12 protein-coding genes and 1 pseudogene are annotated in these 18,520 nt (G+C 73.4%); 9 read left to right on the top strand and 4 right to left on the bottom strand.

Going from position 1 to position 18,520, the window contains the following annotated elements; genetic code table 11:
* Window positions 1-533: 533 nt before the first annotated feature.
* The 3 genes from ACFY7C_RS08035 to ACFY7C_RS08025 form a co-directional block, all read right to left on the bottom strand.
* Window positions 534-1,676, bottom strand: a complete 1,143-nt coding sequence (locus tag ACFY7C_RS08035) for an EcsC family protein (protein ID WP_389645429.1) — start codon at window positions 1,674-1,676, stop codon at window positions 534-536.
* 147 nt (window positions 1,677-1,823) lie between these two features.
* Window positions 1,824-3,455 (bottom strand): serine/threonine-protein kinase, encoded by a 1,632-nt coding sequence (locus ACFY7C_RS08030; protein WP_389645426.1) that lies wholly within the window; start codon window positions 3,453-3,455, stop codon window positions 1,824-1,826.
* A gap of 247 nt (window positions 3,456-3,702) precedes the next feature.
* Window positions 3,703-4,704, bottom strand: a complete 1,002-nt coding sequence (locus ACFY7C_RS08025) for an ABC transporter substrate-binding protein (protein ID WP_389645423.1) — start codon at window positions 4,702-4,704, stop codon at window positions 3,703-3,705.
* 172 nt (window positions 4,705-4,876) lie between these two features.
* Between ACFY7C_RS08025 and ACFY7C_RS08020 the strand changes: the two genes are divergently transcribed.
* The 8 genes and pseudogenes from ACFY7C_RS08020 to ACFY7C_RS07985 all read left to right on the top strand — a co-directional run bounded on the left by ACFY7C_RS08020 (window position 4,877) and on the right by ACFY7C_RS07985 (window position 13,440).
* The gene (locus tag ACFY7C_RS08020) at window positions 4,877-5,971 is read left to right on the top strand and encodes a FecCD family ABC transporter permease (protein ID WP_389645420.1); all 1,095 of its coding nucleotides are present in this window, start codon (window positions 4,877-4,879) and stop codon (window positions 5,969-5,971) included.
* A complete protein-coding gene (locus ACFY7C_RS08015) occupies window positions 5,968-7,014 on the top strand; it encodes a FecCD family ABC transporter permease (protein ID WP_389645417.1) in 1,047 nt (348 codons plus the stop codon). The genes ACFY7C_RS08020 and ACFY7C_RS08015 overlap by 4 nt, the downstream gene beginning before the upstream one ends.
* A 7-nt stretch (window positions 7,015-7,021) precedes the next feature.
* Window positions 7,022-8,020: an ABC transporter ATP-binding protein gene (locus ACFY7C_RS08010; RefSeq protein ID WP_389645414.1), complete on the top strand. Its 999-nt coding sequence runs from the start codon at window positions 7,022-7,024 to the stop codon at window positions 8,018-8,020.
* An 80-nt stretch (window positions 8,021-8,100) separates the two neighbouring features.
* Window positions 8,101-8,511, top strand: coding sequence for a hypothetical protein (locus tag ACFY7C_RS08005; protein ID WP_389645411.1), 411 nt, complete (start codon window positions 8,101-8,103; stop codon window positions 8,509-8,511).
* Window positions 8,512-8,674: 163 nt separating this feature from the next.
* Window positions 8,675-8,920, top strand: coding sequence for a Na+/H+ antiporter NhaA (locus tag ACFY7C_RS08000; protein ID WP_389645408.1), 246 nt, complete (start codon window positions 8,675-8,677; stop codon window positions 8,918-8,920).
* A pseudogene (locus ACFY7C_RS07995) lies at window positions 8,890-9,126 on the top strand (Na+/H+ antiporter NhaA); the annotation flags it as partial. The gene ACFY7C_RS08000 and the pseudogene ACFY7C_RS07995, both read left to right, overlap by 31 nt.
* A gap of 203 nt (window positions 9,127-9,329) precedes the next feature.
* Window positions 9,330-11,135 carry a rhamnogalacturonan lyase gene (locus tag ACFY7C_RS07990; RefSeq protein WP_389646069.1) on the top strand — a complete coding sequence of 602 codons (1,806 nt, stop codon included), beginning with the start codon at window positions 9,330-9,332 and terminating at the stop codon, window positions 11,133-11,135.
* Window positions 11,136-11,358: 223 nt separating this feature from the next.
* Window positions 11,359-13,440 carry a calcium-binding protein gene (locus ACFY7C_RS07985; RefSeq protein ID WP_389645405.1) on the top strand — a complete coding sequence of 694 codons (2,082 nt, stop codon included), beginning with the start codon at window positions 11,359-11,361 and terminating at the stop codon, window positions 13,438-13,440.
* A gap of 76 nt (window positions 13,441-13,516) precedes the next feature.
* Here the strand turns inward: ACFY7C_RS07985 and ACFY7C_RS07980 are convergent, their stop codons facing one another.
* Window positions 13,517-14,806, bottom strand: coding sequence for an MFS transporter (locus tag ACFY7C_RS07980; protein ID WP_389645402.1), 1,290 nt, complete (start codon window positions 14,804-14,806; stop codon window positions 13,517-13,519).
* Window positions 14,807-14,963: 157 nt separating this feature from the next.
* Here ACFY7C_RS07980 and ACFY7C_RS07975 point away from each other — a divergent pair, with 157 nt between their 5' ends.
* Window positions 14,964-18,494 (top strand): BTAD domain-containing putative transcriptional regulator, encoded by a 3,531-nt coding sequence (locus tag ACFY7C_RS07975; RefSeq protein ID WP_389645399.1) that lies wholly within the window; start codon window positions 14,964-14,966, stop codon window positions 18,492-18,494.
* Window positions 18,495-18,520 lie beyond the last annotated feature (26 nt).

Here is an 18,520-nt window from a genome sequence, read left to right as displayed (position 1 = left end):
CGAGCACGCCACCGACGAACAGCTATGCGGGATACTCGGTGGGGCGAACGTTGTCTGATGCGGCACTGGCAGAAGCGCGGGCCCGGCTCCCTTTGACGCTCATCTGACGCTCGGGCGACTTCACCGGTCGCCGATGCGGCAGGAATAGGCCCTCTGACCTGTGTTTTCTCTAGTCCCCGCTCTCCGTGACGTCTTCCCGATGACGCACCACGTGGAGTGCGTGGCGATCCTGGAGCCGGTGAAGTAGGGCGCCTGACCTGGGGGCCTCGACGGCTGCCTCACCGGCACCAGGCTCCTCGATTCACTGTGACGACATCTCACATTCAAGATCAGTAGCAAGGGAAAACGGGTAGTTCTGGGGAAGGGAGGAGCCGGACTTCCCCGGCCAGGCCGTGTACGCCGATGCCCTCCACGCGCGGCACCCGGACGAGCCCCGGCCGCTTGCCTCCCGGGACAGCGCGCCCTGGGGCCCAGCGTCTTCCGCTGTCGTCCCGGCGGTCGCGTGTTCACCCACGTTCCCGCCGGGCACAGGGTCAGCGGAGATCGGGACCGCCCGCCACCACGATCTCACCGAGCAGACTGATCTCCTCGTCGGCGTCGTCCGGGACATCCGAGTCGTTGTCGGCAAACCAACCGGACGCCTCCTCGTCGGCGAGATGCGGATACTTCTCCAGGAGGAACCGCCGCCGGTACGCCATGTCCGCGGCGTCGACGATCCCCTCCAGGGTGGTCCAGTTGAAGGCGCTTCCCAGAGCGATCCCGAAGGCGGGGACGGCCTTGCCGAGCCCCTTCTTGGTGAGGCGGAAGCCGAACGCCTTGGCGAACTGCTGGGAGACCTTGGTGACGAGCGACTCGTTCAGGACGTCCCACGCCTTGCCGCGGAACAGGGCTTGGGTGAGTCGCGAGATGTCGGACATCGCGGCGTTCTTGGCGGTCGCCGAACTTGCCGTTCCGACATTGACGACCGACATCACGAACAGCTTCTCGGCCGGCTCTTCGGGGTCGTAGCCGTAGAACAGCGACACCTGGCCGACGGCGCGGGACGCCAGTCCGAGGACGGCCGCGGTGTCGGCGACGAAGGCGCCCGCGATGGCACCTCCCGACGGCGCCGCCGCCGCGCCGGCGGAGGCGGCGATGGCGAGCTGTCCGCCGGAGATCACCAGTCCTGTGGTCGCCCCCGAGAGGGCAGCGGCGGCCGGAAAGTACCAGCTCGCCGCCTTTCCTCGGACCGCGTCGACCTGCTTGAGGTCGAGCCGGCGTACGTCGCGCAGCGACTCGACCTCGTGCCCGTGCTTCTGGTGGCGCGCCACCACCCGCTTGGGGGAGAGGCCCGCCCGCGAGACCCGTCCCACTGTCTTCCGCAGGGACTGAACGGCTGCGCCGCTCCAGTCCGGCATGGCCTCGGCGGCCCCGCGAGCCCCGGCACCGACCTTCTGAGCGCTCTTGGCCACGAATTCCTGTCCACGCGAAACCGCCGATCTGGCGCGTGGGTGATTCTCCAGTTGCTTCGACGCCCGCTTGCCGAGTTCCGCGACGCCGTTGCCCACTGCCTCGCCGGCGTTTCGCATGGTGCGTGACAGTGGGCGGCCCTTGAACTCCTGGATGGCGCGCCATGCCTCGATCTCGTAGTCCGAGGGAAGCCGATCGGGCTGCTGCGGGTCCTGCGGGTTGCTCATGGTCGGTGGCGCTCCAGTCTCTGGGACGAGCTGTCAGGTGGGGGGCGGGGGCCATGGCCAGGTGCGGCGCGAGCGGCGAGGTGCGGACTCGCCGTCCACGGGGGGCGTGGAGGGGGAGGGTCGTTCCGAAGGAGCCGTCACGAGCCGTCAGGAGCCGTGGGCCGATGGCTTGCGTATCTCGTTGCGTATCTTGTGGGTCTCCGCCGCTGCCTGGTCGATGGTGAAGGTGGGTGGGAAGGTCACCAGAGCGATGGTGTTGGCGTCTCCCCACGCGCACAGGGTCTGCTTGGTGGTCGCCTCGCAGCGGAAGTCCACGTCCGCGCCCGGGGCGCGTTTCGTGGTGGCCTCCTCGACAATGGCGTCGTCACCCCTCTCCGAGGAATGCATGAGGCTGTCGCGTTTCGCTTCCACGAACTTGAAGCGGCCGAACCTCCCCCAGAGTTCGACCGACTCGGACTTGCGGGCCTCGGTGGTGCCGACGTACGTGACCGAGAAGCTCCGCACTCCCCGCTCGAAGAAGCCGTCCGAAGGCCCGTCCGGCGTGAGGGGCGAATTGCCGTCGTGTGCGTACGCGCCCCCCGACAGGGTCTTGGGCGCCGTGAGTTCGTATGTGGCGTCGGGGAAGGACAGGTCGGAGAACTCATACCCTGCGTAGCCCGCACCGGTGAGCACGAGCACGGCTCCGGCGACGTACAGCTTCGTGCGCCTCGTCTTCCCTGCGAGCGGCGAGGGAGCAGGTCCGGGCGCGCTGTCCGGAAGGGCGGCGACGGTCAGGGCGCTGTGGACGCCCCCGTCGCTCGGCTCGGTCGCCGCCGCCCCAGGCGTCGGCGTGGGGGTGGGCGTGGGCGAGGAGCGCACGCCTGCGTCCGGCAGGGTCAGCGGATGCGCCGCCGCCGTCGGCCGCGGAGTGGTGCTGGGCGCGAACAGCTCCAACAGTCCTCGGGCGGTCGGCCGCTGCGCCGGGTCCTTGGCCATGCAGGCGGCAACTATCGGGCGGAGGCCTTCGGGGACGTCGGACAGGTCCGGCTGCTCGTGCACCGCCCGGTACATCAGCCCCATCGGCGTACCTTCTCCGAACGCCCTGCCGCCCGCCGCCGCGACCAGCACCGCGCCCAGTGCGAACACATCGGCCGCGGCACCGACTTCGAGACCCTGCGCCTGCTCGGGGGCCAGGAAGCCGGGGGTGCCGAAAGCCGCTCCGGTGGAGGTGAGCCGAGTCGATTCCAGGGCCCGGGCGATCCCGAAGTCGAGCACCCGGGGTCCGTCGTCCGCCATGATGATGTTGCCCGGTTTCAGATCGCGGTGTACGAGACCGCAGGCGTGAATGGCCTGCAGCGCCTCGGACAATGCCGCACCGAGCAGACGGAGCGCGGGCTCGTCCATCGGCCCCTGGGCGGTGACCAGTTCCGAGAGGGTCGGCCCGGCGATGTAGGCGGTCGCCAGCCAGGGGGCAGCCGCGTCGGGGTCGGCGTCGACGACCTGCGCGGTGTGGAACCCGCCGACCTTGCGGGCGGCTTCGACCTCCGCGCGGAACCTGGCACGGAAATGCGGATCGGCCGCCAGCTCGGAACGGGCCACCTTCACGGCCACGGTGCGCCCGCCCCGGGAACGGGCCAGGTACACCGTCCCCATGCCGCCCGCGCCCAGCTCGCGTTCCACCGTGTAGTCGCCCACACGCTCCGGCAGATCCACCGCGCCGCCCCCGTCCCGCCCCATGCGCCCCACGCCCCCGTCGGAATGCCGCGCGCCAGTATGGCCGACCTCGCCGTCCGGCGTCACGTGGTGAGGCCGTGGAGCCCCCGGCCCTCATGCCCCCGCCCGCCGTGCCGTCGATCGGCCCGCTCACGCCGTCCGCACGCCCTCCAGGTGTTCGACCGCGAGACCCAGCTGCGCCCGGAACCGCTGCTCCGGGAGTGCGTCGAGCTCCACGGCTGACACCGGTGAACGAGCCGCTCCACGGCTGCGCCCCGCCCTCACGAGGTGAGAGCGGGGCGTCGGGGGTGGGGTCCGGGCCGCGGAGGGCGCGCTACTTGGCCGGGTCGACCTTGAAGAAGGTGGCCATGTCGTCGAGGACCAGGGCGGCGCCCTGGAGCGAGACGGAGGTCATCCAGATCTCGTCGCGGACCTTGTGCACGTCACCGTTCTTGACGGCGGTGAGGCGTCCCCACAGCGGGTTGGCGAGGAACTTCTTCTCGCGCTCCTCGCCCTTGGAGTAGGCGCTGTAGAAGACGATGTCGGCGTCCGCCTGCTGGATCTGCTCCTCGCTGATCTCCAGGTTGAACTTCTCCGCGTCCTGCTGGTTCTTCGGCCGGGCCAGGCCCATGTCCTGGAGGATGATGCCGCTGAAGCTCTTGGGCAGGTAGACGCGCGTCGGGCCGTCGACGAAGCGGACGATGGAGACCGTCGGGTTCTTCTTCTTGGCGTTGATCGCGTCGCCGATCTTCTTCGCGCGGGTCTCGTACGCGGTGAGCTCGGCCTTCGCCTTCTCCTCCTGGCCGAGGGTCTTGCCCAGGAGGGTGATGTTCTCCTTCCAGAGCGGGCCCGTGGTCTTCACGAAGACGGTGGGCGCGATCTGGCTCAGCTTGGCGTACAGCTCGTCGTGGCGGACGGTCGCCGAGACGATGAGGTCCGGCTTGAGCAGGGCGATCTGCTCCAGGTTGGGGCTGTCGAGCGGGCCGACGTCCTTGGTGTCCTTCACCGCGTCGCCGAGGTAGGGCGGGAAGCCGGCCTGGTCGCGGTACGAGCCGATGCCGCCGACCAGTTTGCCGTCGAGCGCGACGACGGCCTCGACCAGGCTGTTGTCCAGCGCCACGATCCGCTGCGGCTTGTCCTTGAGCTCGGTCTTGCCCTTGTCGTGCTCGATCGTGCGCGGGAAGCCGGCGGCCTTCTCGGCGGTCGTCGCACCCCCGGACTTCGGGTCGGCGGTGTCCGAGCCGCTGCCGCACGCGGACAGACCGGCGGCCAGGACCGCGGTGAGGGCGAGGGCGCCGAGGCGGGCTCCACGGCGTCCGGCGGTGAGGGTGAACATGGGGAGTCTCCCAGAGCGGAGGGGGAGTGGGCAGGGAAGGGGCGGGACGGAGGAGGCGGGTGGTTAGGGCAGGCTTACCTGAGTAAGTCGACGTGAGCATAGCCGTTTGACGCACCGGATGCTCACAGGGGGTGAGGAAAGTGCGCACTTAGGTGTCCCTTACCTTGTATACGTGTCCCCGCCACCCTCCCCAGCCGCAGCGGCAGAAGCGCCCCGAGCCCCCAAGGGCCCGAAGGCCGCCAGGACTTCCGCCTCCTCACCGCGGCTCCACACGCGCCGGCCCGTCGCCCTCCTGCTCGTGCTGCTCGCCCTCCTGACCGCCGTCCTCTGCGCATCCCTCGCCATCGGCACCAAGTCCGTCCCGCTCGGCGACGTCCTGGCCGCGCTCGCCGGCTCGACGGACGGGGACGCCGTCGTCGTACGGGAGTTGCGCATGCCGCGCACGCTCCTCGGACTCCTCGCCGGACTCGCCCTCGGCGCCGCGGGAGCCGTCGCCCAGGACATCACCCGCAACCCGCTCGGCGACCCCGGCCTCATCGGCGTCAGCGCCGGCGCGGCCTTCGCCGTCGCCGCCGGCATCGGCCTCCTCGGACTCACCAGCTCGTACCAGTACGTGTGGTTCGCCTTCGTCGGCGGCGCCCTCGCGGGACTCCTCGCCTACGTCGTCGGCGGCAGCGGCCACGGCGGCGCCACCCCCGCCAAACTCGCCCTGGCCGGCGCGGCCGTCACCGTCCTGCTGGAGTCCTTCACCCACGCCCTGGTCCTGCTGGACGTGCGCACCCTCGACCAGTTCCGCTCCTGGGCCGTCGGCTCCCTCGCCGGGCGGGACGCCGGACTCGGCGCCCAGATCCTCCCGTTCGTCGCCGCCGGCCTGGTCCTCGCGCTCGCGCTGAGCGGCCGCCTCAACGCCCTCGCGCTCGGCGACGACCTGGCCGCCACCCTCGGCACCAAGGTCGCCGTCACCCGGGCCCTCGGCGCCCTCGCCGTCATCGTCCTCACGGGCGCCGCGGTCGCCGCCTGCGGACCGGTGAGCTTCGTGGGGCTCGTCGTCCCGCATGTCGTACGCGCCTTCAGCGGCCCCGACGCCCGCCGGCTCGTGCCCTTCTCCGCGCTCGGCGGAGCGATCCTGCTGGTCGGCGCCGACGTCGTCGGCCGGGTGGTCGTCCGCCCCGCGGAGCTCCAGGCCGGAGTCGTCACCGCCCTGATCGGCGCCCCCTTCCTCGCGCTGCTCGTCAAGCGCGGCAAGCTCAAGGAGCACACCCGATGAGACTCGAGCTCGGGCCCATCGGCCTGCGGCTGCGCCCGCGCGTCGCCGCGACGGCCGCCGCTCTCGTGCTGACCGGCTTCGCCGGGCTCGTCGCGTCCCTCTCCCTCGGTACGTTCGCCCTGCCCGTCTCCGACGTGGTCGGCGCCCTCCTCGGCACCGGCTCGGGCGACGCCGACCTGATCGTCCGCGAACTCCGGCTGCCCCGCGCCCTGACCGCTGTCCTCGTCGGCGTCGCCTTCGGCGTCGCGGGCGCCGTCTACCAGGCCGTCACCCGCAACCAGCTCGCCAGCCCCGACCTCATCGGCATCTCCGCCGGAGCGGGCGCGGGAGCCGTCGGCGCCATCCTCTTCGGCGGGGTCACCGCGGCCGGCGCGGGCAGCTTCGGCGCCGTCCCGTTCGGCGCGCTCGCCGGGGCTCTCGCCACCGCCACCGTCATCTACCTCCTCGCCTACCGGGGCGGCACCGTCACCGGCTACCGCTTCGTCCTCGTCGGCATCGCCGCCAACGGCGCCCTGATGGCCCTGACCCGCTGGATGCTGGCCCAGGCCGACATCGACCAGGCCTCCCGCGCCATGGTCTGGCTCACCGGCAGCCTCAACGGCCGTGGCCACGAGCACGTCCAGTGGGCCGGGCTCGCCCTGCTGCTCCTCGTACCGCTCACGCTGGCCCTCGCCCGGCCGTACCAACTCCTGCAGTTCGGCGACGACACCGCCCTCGGGCTCGGCATTCCGCTGCACCGCGCGCGGATCGCCCTCCTCGTCCTCGCCACCTGCCTGGCCGCCCTCGCGACCTCCGCCGCGGGGCCCATCGCCTTCATCGCGCTCGGAGCCCCGCAGATCGCCCGCCGCCTCGCCGGCACGGCCGGCGTTCCCCTCGTCCTGAGCGGACTCACCGGCGCCGTGCTGCTCCTCGTCGCCGATCTCGCGGCGCGGCTGCTCTTCTCGCCCGTCGAACTGCCCGTCGGCATCGTCACCGGAGCCGTCGGCGCACCGTATCTTCTGCTGCTGCTCGCCCGCGCCAACCGCTCGGGACAAGGAGGCTGACGCCGGCATGACCACCGCGCCCGACACGAACGACTCCGGAACGAACGACTCCGGAACGAACGACTCCGGAACGAACGACTCCGACACCAACGGCTCCGGAACGGACCAGTCCGACCCGAACGAGGTCCAGAGGAACGCCTCCGCCACCATCCCTCCCAGGCCCCTGGCCACACTCACCGGCACCGCGCTGCGCCTCGCGTACGGCGAGCGGATCGTCGCCGGCGGGCTCGACCTGGAGATCCCGCCCGGCAAGGTCACCGCTCTCGTCGGTCCCAACGCCTGCGGCAAGTCCACCGCCCTGCGGGCCCTCGCGCGCCTGCTGAAGCCGGCCGCGGGCGCCGTGCATCTGGACGGCCAGGACATCGCCGGCATCGCCTCCCGCGAACTCGCCCTCCAGCTCTCCCTGTTGCCGCAGACCCCGACCGCGCCGGAGGGCATCACCGTGCGCGATCTCGTGGCCCGTGGCCGCACGCCCCACCAGCGCTGGTGGCGACAGTGGTCCTCCGCCGACGACGCCGTCGTCGACCGGGCCCTCGACGCCACCGGTACGACGGAGCTGGCCCATCGCACGCTCGACGCCCTCTCCGGCGGCCAGCGCCAGCGCGTCTGGATCGCCATGGCCCTGGCCCAGGACACGCCGGTGCTCCTGCTGGACGAGCCCACCACCTACCTGGACCTCGCCCACCAGGTCGACGTCCTGGAACTCGTCGCCGAACTCAACCGCACCGACGGCCGCACCGTCGTCATGGTGCTGCACGAGCTCAACATGGCCTGCCGGTACGCCGACCACCTCATCGCCATGCGGGACGGCGAGGTGGTCGCCGCGGGACCCCCGACCGAGGTCGTCACCTCCGAGCTGGTCCACGACGTCTTCGCCCTGCGCGCCGCCGTCATCGAGTGCCCGGTCGCGGGCACGCCGCTCGTCATCCCCGAAGGCGGTCACCGGACGGCCGTGCGCAAGTCCGGTGCGGCGGCCTCCTCGTTCTCCACCTCCGGCACGGAGTGATCCGCGCCACACGCTGTCACAGCCGCGTGAGGTCCGGTGTCTTCACGGCCGGACCCTGCACACAACGGAGGAGAACCGCCATGAGCCGACGGACGACGAACGTCGAGCGCCGCACCCTGTCGTTCCTGAAGATCGCGGTCGCACTGCAGACCCTGAGCCTCTTCTTCCAGGCCGCCACCGCCGGAGCGCTCCTGACGTCGTCCCGCGGCTATCTGCTGCACGACGTCGGCTCGAAGGTCATGTACGCCGCCGCCATGCTCTACCTGGTCGCCGCGATCCTGGCGTGGCGCCCGGGCGGCGGCCCGGCCCGCCCCGTCCTGTACGCCACCGGCTTCCTCCTCCTCGCCTCGGTGCAGGTCGCCCTGGGCGTCGCGCACGTCTCCGCGCTCCATGTCCCCGTGGGCGTGGTGATGTTCGCCCTCAGCACCCTCGACCTCGCCCGGGTCCTTGCCTCCCGTCCGCCGGCCCGGCGGGCAGCCGCAGGGGCGTGACCCAGTACACCCGTTCCAGCAGGTCAGAGCCGCGTGGTGAGCTCCCGTACTCCCGTGAGGGAGTAACAACGCGTCAGGACATGACGCTGGTGTGCCGGGAAGTCCGGTCGGTGTCCGAGGGCCCGTGTGTCCCCTTGTCGACACGCCCCGGAGGACCCGACCCATGACGCCGCCACGCCCGCGCCGGACCGTGCTCGGTCTTCTGCCCCGGCCCGAGCGGCAGGCCGTCGCCGAGGCCCTGCGGACCGAGACGGTCGGTGGGCCCGTCCTCCTCGCGGCGGCCGCGGTCGCCCTGGCCTGGGCCAACAGCCCGTGGGCCGAGTCCTGCACCGCCGTCCGGGACTTCCACGTCGGGATACCGGCCCTCGGCCTCGATCCGCCGGCATCGGCTTCACCGTCGCCCTCCTGATCGGCGAACTCGCCTTCCCGGACGCCGCCGAGGCGGAACACATCAAGGCCGCCGTCCTGATCGGCTCCCCCACGGCCGCGGTCCTCGCCGCCGTACTCCCGCGCCGCCGCAACCGCGTCTACCGGCGCCTGTACGAGGCGGAGACCGTCGACGCCGACGCGGACGGGATCCCGGACATCCACCAGGCGGGTCGGCAGCGCTCTTGACCGGGCGTCAGCCCGTTCCTACGCTCGCTCCGGCGTGGGAGCGTTCCCACGCCTGCTGGGCTCCCGGCCCCCACCCCCCACCGGAGGTCACCGTGACCGACCCGCACCGGAACTCCCGTACGGCCCCGACCCCGCAATCCCCCGCGGCGAGAAGCCGCCCCCGCTCCGGGAGCCGGCTGATACGTGGCGTCACCGCCGCCGCGCTGACCGTGTCCGCGCTCGCCGGGCTCCCGCGCACCGACGCGCACGCGGCCAGCGCGCGGCAGGTGGAGCGGCTCGACCGGGGGCTGATCAGCACCCACACCGCCGGCGGGAACCTGGTGTCGTGGCGCTGGCTCGCCACCGATCCGAACGGTGTGGCGTTCCACGTCTACCGGGGCTCCGCCAAGCTCACCCCCGCGCCCCTCACCAGCTCCACGAACTACTTCGACGCCGGCGCACCCGACTCGGCCGACTACACGGTCCGAGCGGTGGTGAACGGCATCGAGCAGCCGCCTTCCGAGCACGCGCTCCAGTTCCGCGCCGGATACCTGGACGTGCCGATCTCGCCGCCCGCCGGCGGTACGACCCCGGACGGCGTGGCGTACACCTACGAGGCCAACGACGCCTCCACCGGCGACCTCGACGGCGACGGCAGGCTCGACCTGGTCCTGAAGTGGCAGCCGACCAACGCCAAGGACAACTCGCAGTCCGGCTACACCGGGAACACGATCGTCGACGGCGTCAGGCTCGACGGCACCCGGCTGTGGCGCGTCGACCTCGGCCGCAACATCCGCTCCGGCGCGCACTACACCCAGTTCCAGGTGTACGACTACGACGGCGACGGCCGGGCCGAGGTCGCCATGAAGACCGCCGACGGCACCCGCGACGGTGCGGGAACGGTGATCGGCGACTCCTCGGCCGACCACCGCAACTCCAGCGGATACGTCCTGACCGGGGCCGAGTACCTGACCATGTTCGACGGCCGGACCGGCAGGGCGCTGGGCACGGTGGACTACGTACCCGCCCGCGGCACGGTCTCGTCCTGGGGCGACTCCTACGGCAACCGCGTCGACCGCTTCCTCGCCGGCACCGCCTACCTGGACGGCGCCCGCCCCTCCCTGATCATGGCCCGCGGCTACTACACCCGTACGGTCATCGCGGCCTGGGACTGGCGGGACGGCCGGTTCACCCGCCGCTGGACCTTCGACACCAACTCCTCCACCAACGCCGGCAAGGGCTACGACGGCCAGGGCAACCACAGTCTGTCCGTGGCGGACGTCGACGCCGACGGCAAGGACGAGATCGTCTACGGCGCGATGACCGTCGACGACAACGGCGCCGGGCTCTGGACGACCCGGCTCGGCCACGGCGACGCCGGCCATGTCGGCGACCTCGACCCGACCCGGCCGGGCCTGGAGTATTTCAAGGTCTCGGAGGACAGGAGCAAGCCCGGCTCCTGGGCGGCCGACGCGCGCACCGGCCGGATCCTGTGGCAGACGGCCTCCGGCGCCGACAACGGCCGGGGCGTCGCCGCCGACATCCACGCCGGCAGCCCGGGCGCCGAGGCGTGGTCGGCCTCCGACACCACCCTGCGCTCGGCGACCGGCGCCTCCCTCGGCCGCGAGCCGTCCAGCGTCAACTTCCTGTCCTGGTGGGACGGCGACACCCTCCGCGAACTCCTCGACGGCACCCGCATCGACAAGTACGGCACCTCCGGCGACACCCGCCTCCTGACCGGCTCCGGCGTCTCCTCCAACAACTCCACCAAGTCCACCCCGGCCCTCTCCGGGGACATCCTCGGCGACTGGCGCGAGGAGGTCGTCTGGCGGACCGGCGACAACCGCGCCCTGCGCATCTACGCGACACCGCACCAGACCGGCACCAGGATCACCACCCTGCTCCACGACAGCCAGTACCGCACCGCGCTCGCCTGGCAGAACACCGCCTACAACCAGCCCCCGCACCCCGGCTTCTTCATCGGCGCCGGCATGCCCACCGCCCCGCGCCCCACCGTCCACACCCCCTGACGGGCGTCCGGGCCGCCTGCCGCTCGTCCGCCGGCGGCGGGGCCGCGCGTCGGCGTCGCCCGCATGGCTGGCGCGGGCGGGTGGCCGCGCGCGCTCCCTCTCCGGAGTGGTTCCGGCGGGGCCAGTGGGCGCAGTGCGGCACGGTTCGCGGGGGTGCGGCGCGGGGGACCACGAAGCTGTGCGCTGCTCCCTGTACGTCGCCAAGACGGAGGTTCGTACGCGCATGACCCCTCACGCTCACCCCCACCCGAGAACCAAGGAACGGCGACGCCGCGGACGGGCCGGGAGGGCCGGGGCCCCGGCCGTGCTCGGTACGGCCCTCGGGACGGCGCTCGGGCTGGCGTTCGCGCTCGTGGTGCCCGGGACCGCGGTGGCCGCGCCCGGAGATCTGGATCCGACGTTCGGGGCGGACGGCCGGGTGATCACGTCCATCACGAACTACGCGGAAGGCCACGACATCGCGCGGCAGCCCGACGGCAGACTGGTCGTGGCGGGCGTGAGCGAGGCCGGTTTCACGCTCGCCCGCTACCAGACCGACGGCAGCCTCGACCGCACCTTCCACGGCAACGGCATCGTCGCCAGTGACTTCGGCGGCGGTGGCCACACGGCCAACGCGGTGACCCTCCAGTCCGACGGCAAGATCGTCGTCGCGGGCACCACCGAGGTGATCGCGGAGGAGGGCGGCGGCTGTTGCTTCTTCTCCGTGGCCCGCTACAACGCCGACGGCAGCCTCGACACGGCCTTCGGCGACGGCGGCCTCGTACGGGTCCAGGAGTTCGGCGGCTCCGCGGACGGCGCCGACGTCGCGGTGCAGTCCGACGGCCGGATCGTCGCCGTCGGCAAGGGCGGAGGCGGCGGATTCGCGCTCGTCCGCCTGAACGGCGACGGCAGCCTCGACCCGACCCTCGGCGGCGACGGAGCCGTCGTCGCGGGCTTCACGCCCGCCTCGCCCCAGGACGCCGGCGGCATCGCCCGCCGCATGGCCCTCCAGTCCGACGGCAAGATCGTCTCCGTCGGCTACGTCGGCAACACCGCCTTCGACATCGGCCTCGTCCGCTACAACACCGACGGCAGCCTCGACACCACCTTCAGCGGCGACGGCATGGTCACCGCCGACTTCGGCGGCACCGAGTTCGGTAACGACGTCGCCGTGCAGCCGGACGGGAAGATCGTCGCCGCGGGCTCCGGCGGCCTCGGCTTCGCCCTCCTCCGCTACAACGCCGACGGCAGCGCCGACGCGGGCTTCGGCACCGGCGGCCGCACCTCGGTCAGCTTCCCCGGCGACGGCGGAAGCGCCAACGCCCTGGCGCTCCAGCCGGACGGCAAGATCGTCCTCGCCGGACGGGCCGACGACCCGAACAGCTCCGAGGCCAACGACTTCGGCGTCGTCCGCTTCCACGCCAACGGCACCGTCGACACCGGCTTCGGCGGCGACGGCTTCGTCGTCACCGGCTTCAACGACTTCGACGAGGCCCGCGGCGTCCTCGTACAGCCCGACGGCAAGATCGTCGCCGCGGGCTACGGATCCGGCTTCGCCTTCGCCCTCGCCCGCTACCTGGGCGGCGACGGCACGCCGACCCCGCCCCCGCCGGCGCCGTACGCGGACCTGTCGGTGGTGAAGAGCGGTACGACCACGGTGAGCATCGGTGATCGCGCCACGTACACGGTGACGGTCACCAACGCGGCCGGCTCCACCGCCACCGCGACCGGAGTCACCCTCTCGGACACGCTCTCCGGCGCCGGTGCGACCCTCATCTCGGCCACCTCCACGCAGGGCACCTGCTCCACCACCACGACGAGCGCCACCTGCGCGCTCGGCTCCCTCGCCCCGGGCGCGTCGACGACGGTCACGGTCACGGCCGAGCCGCGCGCCACCGGCACCCTCACCGACAGGGCCACCGTCAGCGCCACCCAGACGGACCCGGTGAGCGGCAACAACACGGCCACCGCGACCACCACGGTGAACAACGCGCGCGGCTGCACGATCATCGGCACCAGCGCCGCCGAGACCCTGAACGGCGGCTCCGGCAACGACGTGATCTGCGGCCTCGGCGGCAACGACACCGTCCGCGCGAACTACGGCGCCGACACCGTCCACGGCAACTTCGGCAACGACAACCTCGACGGCGGCTTCGGCGACGACACCATGATCGGCGGCCCGGGCAACGACACCCTGACCGGCTACTACGGCAACGACCGCCTCACCACCACCGACGGCGTCCCGGGCAACGACACCGCCAACGGCGGCCCCGGCACCGACACGTGCACCACGGACGCGGGCGACACCCGCATCAGCTGCCCCTGACCCGATCCGAGCCGTCTCCCAGCTGAGCTGCCCCTGGCCCGGCCAGGGGCAGCCGCGCGCCCGGCGCGCGTCGCACTCAGGCCGTCGGCCCGCTCCCGCTCGGGAGCTTCCTCGCCGCCGGGAAGCCGTGGGCGCGTGCGGCCAGGACCACCACCAGGACCGGCAGCAGAAGCAGCAGCACCGTCCAGGGGAAGGAGACGCTGCCGATCGCGTCGAGCAGGACGCCGCCGATGATCCCGCCGGCCGCCATCGCGACGTTCCACAGCGTCACCAGCATCGCCTGTGCCGCGTCGGCCTGTTCGCCGCCGGCGTCGGCGACCGCCGTCTGCAGCAGGGTCGGAACACCGCCCCAGCCCAGGCCCCACAGCCCCGCCGCGACGTAGACGAGGGCCGCGTCGTCCGAGAGCATCGCGAGCAACGCGGCCGCGGTGGCGACGAGGAGGGTGGCGGCCACGGTCAGGGCCCGCAGCCGGCGGTGGATCCACACGCCCACGACCCAGATGCTCGACAGCGAGGCGGCGCCGAAGACGAGCAGGACCAGGTCGGTGCTGCCGCCCAGCCCCACACCGTCGAGGAACGTGGCGATGTACGCGTACAGGACGGTGTGCGCGAGGACGAAGACCAGCGTCACGAACAGCACGGCGCCGACCCCGGGCACGCGCAAAGCCCGTAGCATCCCCGGCCGTTCGCCACCGGCCTCCTGACCGGGGCCCGGGTGGTCCGGCACGGCCGCCGAGATCCAGAGCAGCAGCAGGACCGTGAGCGCGGTCATGGCGAGGAACGCCACCCGCCAGCCGAGCTGCTCGCCCAGAAACGTTCCCGCCGGGACGCCGAGGGAGAGGGCCACCGGGATGCCCGCCATGGCGACGGCGATCGCCTTGCCCTGGAGCGGTACGGGCGCCATGCGCCGCGCGTACCCGGCGAGCAGCGCCCAGGCCAGACCGGCCGCGACGCCCGCGACGAACCGCGCCGCCATCGTCAGGCCGTAGACCGACGAGACCGCCGTGACCGTGTTGGCCACGGCGAAGCCCGCCATGGCCGTGAGCAGCAGCCGCTTGCGCCGCCAGGCGGCGGTGGCCGCGGTGAGCGGGATCGCGGTCAGGGCGGTGCCGATGGCGTAGATGGTGACCGTCTGGCCGGTCGCGGCCTCGCTCACGTGCAGGTCGCCGCTCATCGCCGGCAGCAGACCGGCCGGCAGCGTCTCGGTGAGGCTGGTGACGAAGACGGCGGTGGCGAGGGCGAGGAGCGCGAACCAGGGGAGTCCGCCCGGCTCGGCGGCGACGGGGGCGGAGGAGGCGGAGGAGGCGGAGGAGGCGGAGGGCTCGGGCGGGGCGGAGACCGGTGTGCCGGTGCGGGGTGTGCTCATCGTGGGTGCTCCTGGAAGGGACGGCGTTCCGTTCACCCTCCGCGTCGTCCCTTCGGGAAGGCTTCGGATCCGCTTCGGATCCGCCTCGGGGCGGCTGACGGCCGGCGGTCGGGGTTCGAAAGCTCGGCGTTCGAACGCCCGGGGTACGGTGGCCCGCATGCGGTTCGGGGTACTGGGTCCACTCGTGGTGTGGGACGACGAGGGCGAGGCGGTCACGGTCCCCGAGCTCAAGGTCCGGGCCCTGCTCGCGGATCTGCTCGCCCACGACGGCGGCCCCGTCTCCGCCGACCGCCTCGTCCACGACCTCTGGGGCGACCACCCGCCCGGCAGGCCCTCGGGCGCCCTCCAGGCGAAGGTCTCCCAACTGCGCCGGGTCCTCGGCCGCGACCGTGTCGTACGCGAGGCCCCGGGCTACCGGCTGCGTCTCGGCGACGACGCCGCTCACGAACCGCCCTGGGACGTGGACGCCGACCGCTTCCGTACGCTCGTCGCCGAGGCCCGTACCGTACGCGAACCGCGCGCCCGGGCCGCGCTGCTCACCGCCGCTCTCGACCTGTGGCGGGGCCCGGCGTTCGCCGACTTCGCCGACGAGGAGTTCGTACGGGGAGCGGCGCGGCGCCTCGACGAGCAGCGGCTCTCCGTCCTGGAGGAACAGGCCGAGGCCCGTCTCCTCGCGGGCGACCACCTGCTCCTCGCCGGGGAGCTGGCCGACCTCGTCGAGCGCCACCCGTTCCGGGAGCGCCTGCGCGCCGTCCAGATGCGGGCGCTCTACCTCGCCGGCCGTCAGGGCGACGCCCTGGCCACGTACGAGGACCTCCGCCGCCGCCTCGCCGAGGAGCTGGGCGTCGACCCCGGCCCGGCCCTGACCGCCCTCCACGGGGCCGTCCTCCGCCAGGACCCGCGCCTGACCGCGGAGGGAACGCCGCCGGCGGCGGTGGCAGTCGAGGCGGACCGGGACGGCACCGGCGCGCGGGCGGCGGCGCGTCCCGACGACGTGCGGTTCGCGGACGGAGCGCCGCCCGGCCTTCCGTCCCCGGCCCCGCGACCCGCCGGCGTCCCGTCGAACCTGCCGGTCCCGTCGAACCTGCCGGTCCCGTCGAACCTGCCGGTCCCGTTGACCCGTCTCGTCGGCCGTGACCGGGCGGTCGCCCGGGTGACCCGACTCCTCCGCGAGGCACGGCTCGTGACGCTCACCGGCGCCGGCGGCGTCGGCAAGACACGGCTGGCCGTCGCGGCGGCCGGTTCGGAGCCGCCGGCGCGCACGGCGCCCGCGGCCGAACACCCGGACGGCGTCTGGCTGGTGGAGTTCGCCGGGATCGGCGGCGGCACCGCGAACGACCTCGCCCAGGTCGTCACCGCCACCCTCGGCATCCGGGACGACGCCCCGGCCGCCCTGCCCGGCACCGGAGCGGGCCACGCTTCGGCGTCCCCGGCCCGGCGACTCGCGGCGGCGCTGCGCGACCGGCACATGCTGCTCGTCCTGGACAACTGCGAGCACGTCGTGGACGGCGCCGCGGAACTCGCCGGACTGCTGCTGCGGACGGCCCCGGGGCTGCGGATCCTCGCCACCGGTCAGGAGCCGCTCGGTCTGCCGGGCGAGGCGGTGTTCCTGGTGGAGCCGCTCCCGATGGACGACGCCGTGCGGCTGTTCCGCGAGCGGGCCGCCGCCCACGATCCGGCGTTCGGCGCGGGTGATTCCGAGGGCGCGGGTGATTCTGAGGGTGAGGGCGGGGGCGGGGGCGAGAGCGGGGGTGACGCCGCCATCGTCGAGATCTGCCGCCGCCTCGACGGCATCCCGCTCGCCCTGGAACTCGCCGCCACCCGCGTACGTGCCCTCGGCGTACGGGGGTTGGCGGACCGGCTCGGGGACCGCTTCCGGCTCCTGAACACCCGGCGGCGCGGAGTGCCCGCGCGCCAGCAGACACTCCGTGCCGTCATCGACTGGAGCTGGGAGCTGCTCGGCGCGCCGGAGCGCACCGTCCTTCGCCGGCTCTCCGTGCACGCCGACGGATGCGATCTGGCCGCGGCCGAGGCGGTCTGCGCCGGAGGAGCCGTCGCCCGGGACGAGGTCCTCGACCTGGTGACGCGGCTGGTCGACCGTTCGCTGGTGGTCGTCGTGGACGGGCCGGCCGGGCGGCGCTACCGGCTCCTGGAGTCCGTGGCGGCGTACGCGACCGAGCGGCTGCACGAGACGGACGAGGTCGCCGCCGTACGCGACCGTCATCTGCGGCACTACCTCGCCCTCGCCGAGCGCGCCGAACCCCGGCTGCGCGGCGCCGACCAGCGCGTCTGGCTGGACCGTCTCGACGCCGACGCGGGCAATCTGCGGGCGGCGCTCGACGAGGCGGTCCGGAGGGCGGAGGCCGCGCGGCAGGCGGACGGGGTGGGTGGGGCCGCGGCCGACGGCGGCTCCGCGGACGAGGCCGTACGGCTTGTCACCGCCCTCGCCTGGTGGTGGCTGCTGCGCGGCCGGCTCGCCGAGGCCCGGCGCAGCCTGGCCGCCCTCCTCCACGCGACGCCGGACCCCTCCCCGTACGCCGGCCCCTCCCCGTACACCGCGCCCTCCCCATCCACCGAACTCGCCCTGATCCACGGCGCCTTCGCCCTGCTCACCGGCGATCGGAGGCAGCCCGCCCCCGTCGGATCCGCCGAGCTCGTGGCCGACCCGGCGCGCCGCGTCCGCGCCCTGTGGCTGTGCGCGTACGGGCTGTTCAGCGCGGGTGACACCGCCGCGAGCGGAGAGCTGAACGAGCGTGCCCTCGCGCTCGCCACCGCGGCCGGCGAACGATGGGGGACCGCCGCGGCACTCGGGCTGCGGGCCGCCCTCGCGCTCGTACGCGGGGACCTCACCGGCCTCGGACGGGACGGGTTGCGCGCAGCGGCGCTCTTCCGCGAGATCGGTGACCGCTGGGGGGAGTTGCAGACCGTCGCACCGCTCGCCGCGCTCGCCGAGATCAAGGGCGAGTACGACAGGGCCGCGCGCCTCCAGCACGAAGGGCTCGCCATGGCCCGTGAGCTGGGGCTCGCCGCCGAGGTGTCGGCCCGCCTCTCCGGGCTCGGGCGGCTAGCGCTCCTGGCCCGTGACTGGGAACGGGGTCGCGAGCTGCACGAAGAGGCCCGTCGTATCGCCGTCGAACAGGGCTACGCCTACGGCGAGATCCACGCCGAGATGGGCCTCGCCCTCGGTGCGCGCCGCTCCGGCGACCTCGACGCGGCCGAGGCGCACCTGCTGCACCTGCGCGACGGCCACGCCGACGTGTCCTCCCAGGCCGGCGATCACCTCCTCCTCGCCGAACTCGGGTTCGTCGCCGAACTCCGCGGTCAGGCGGACCGTTCCGCCGCACTCCACCTGCGCGGCTGGGAGGTGGCCCGCGCCCTCGCCGAACCGCGCGCCCTCGCCCTCTCCCTGGAGGGCCTCGCGGGCGCCGCCCTGCTGCGCGACGACCGGACCGCCGCGGCCTGTTCCGCGGCGCTGCTGCTCGGCGCCGCCGCCGCGGCGCGCCTCGAGGCGGGCGCCCCGCTGCCGCCGGCCGAGCGCGGCGACGTGGACCGCGTCACGACGGCGGCCCGGACGGCTCTCGGAGACCCCGCGTACGACGCCGAGTTCGCACGCGGCACCCGCCTCAGCCCGCACGAGGCGGTGCGCCGCGCCCTCACCGTCCTCGACGCCGCCCGCGAGACCGGATGAGCACGGTGATTCCCGTGGCGCCGGGC

It is taken from the genome of Streptomyces sp. NPDC012769 (assembly GCF_042901205.1).
Lineage (GTDB): Bacteria > Actinomycetota > Actinomycetes > Streptomycetales > Streptomycetaceae > Streptomyces.
Note: the sequence above shows the minus strand (reverse complement) of the source record. Positions and strands in the feature narration are given on the sequence as shown.

What these genes read in the sequence shown, in the direction of transcription:
- ACFY7C_RS08010 (WP_389645414.1), top strand. Translation starts at nt 7,022, where the DNA reads ATGACCACCGCGCCCGACACGAACGACTCCGGAACGAACGACTCCGGA.
- ACFY7C_RS08015 (WP_389645417.1), top strand. Translation starts at nt 5,968, where the DNA reads ATGAGACTCGAGCTCGGGCCCATCGGCCTGCGGCTGCGCCCGCGCGTC.
- ACFY7C_RS08000 (WP_389645408.1), top strand. Translation starts at nt 8,675, where the DNA reads ATGACGCCGCCACGCCCGCGCCGGACCGTGCTCGGTCTTCTGCCCCGG.
- ACFY7C_RS07975 (WP_389645399.1), top strand. Translation starts at nt 14,964, where the DNA reads ATGCGGTTCGGGGTACTGGGTCCACTCGTGGTGTGGGACGACGAGGGC.
- ACFY7C_RS07985 (WP_389645405.1), top strand. Translation starts at nt 11,359, where the DNA reads ATGACCCCTCACGCTCACCCCCACCCGAGAACCAAGGAACGGCGACGC.
- ACFY7C_RS08005 (WP_389645411.1), top strand. Translation starts at nt 8,101, where the DNA reads ATGAGCCGACGGACGACGAACGTCGAGCGCCGCACCCTGTCGTTCCTG.
- ACFY7C_RS07980 (WP_389645402.1), bottom strand. Translation starts at nt 14,806, where the DNA reads ATGAGCACACCCCGCACCGGCACACCGGTCTCCGCCCCGCCCGAGCCC.
- ACFY7C_RS08025 (WP_389645423.1), bottom strand. Translation starts at nt 4,704, where the DNA reads ATGTTCACCCTCACCGCCGGACGCCGTGGAGCCCGCCTCGGCGCCCTC.
- ACFY7C_RS08035 (WP_389645429.1), bottom strand. Translation starts at nt 1,676, where the DNA reads ATGAGCAACCCGCAGGACCCGCAGCAGCCCGATCGGCTTCCCTCGGAC.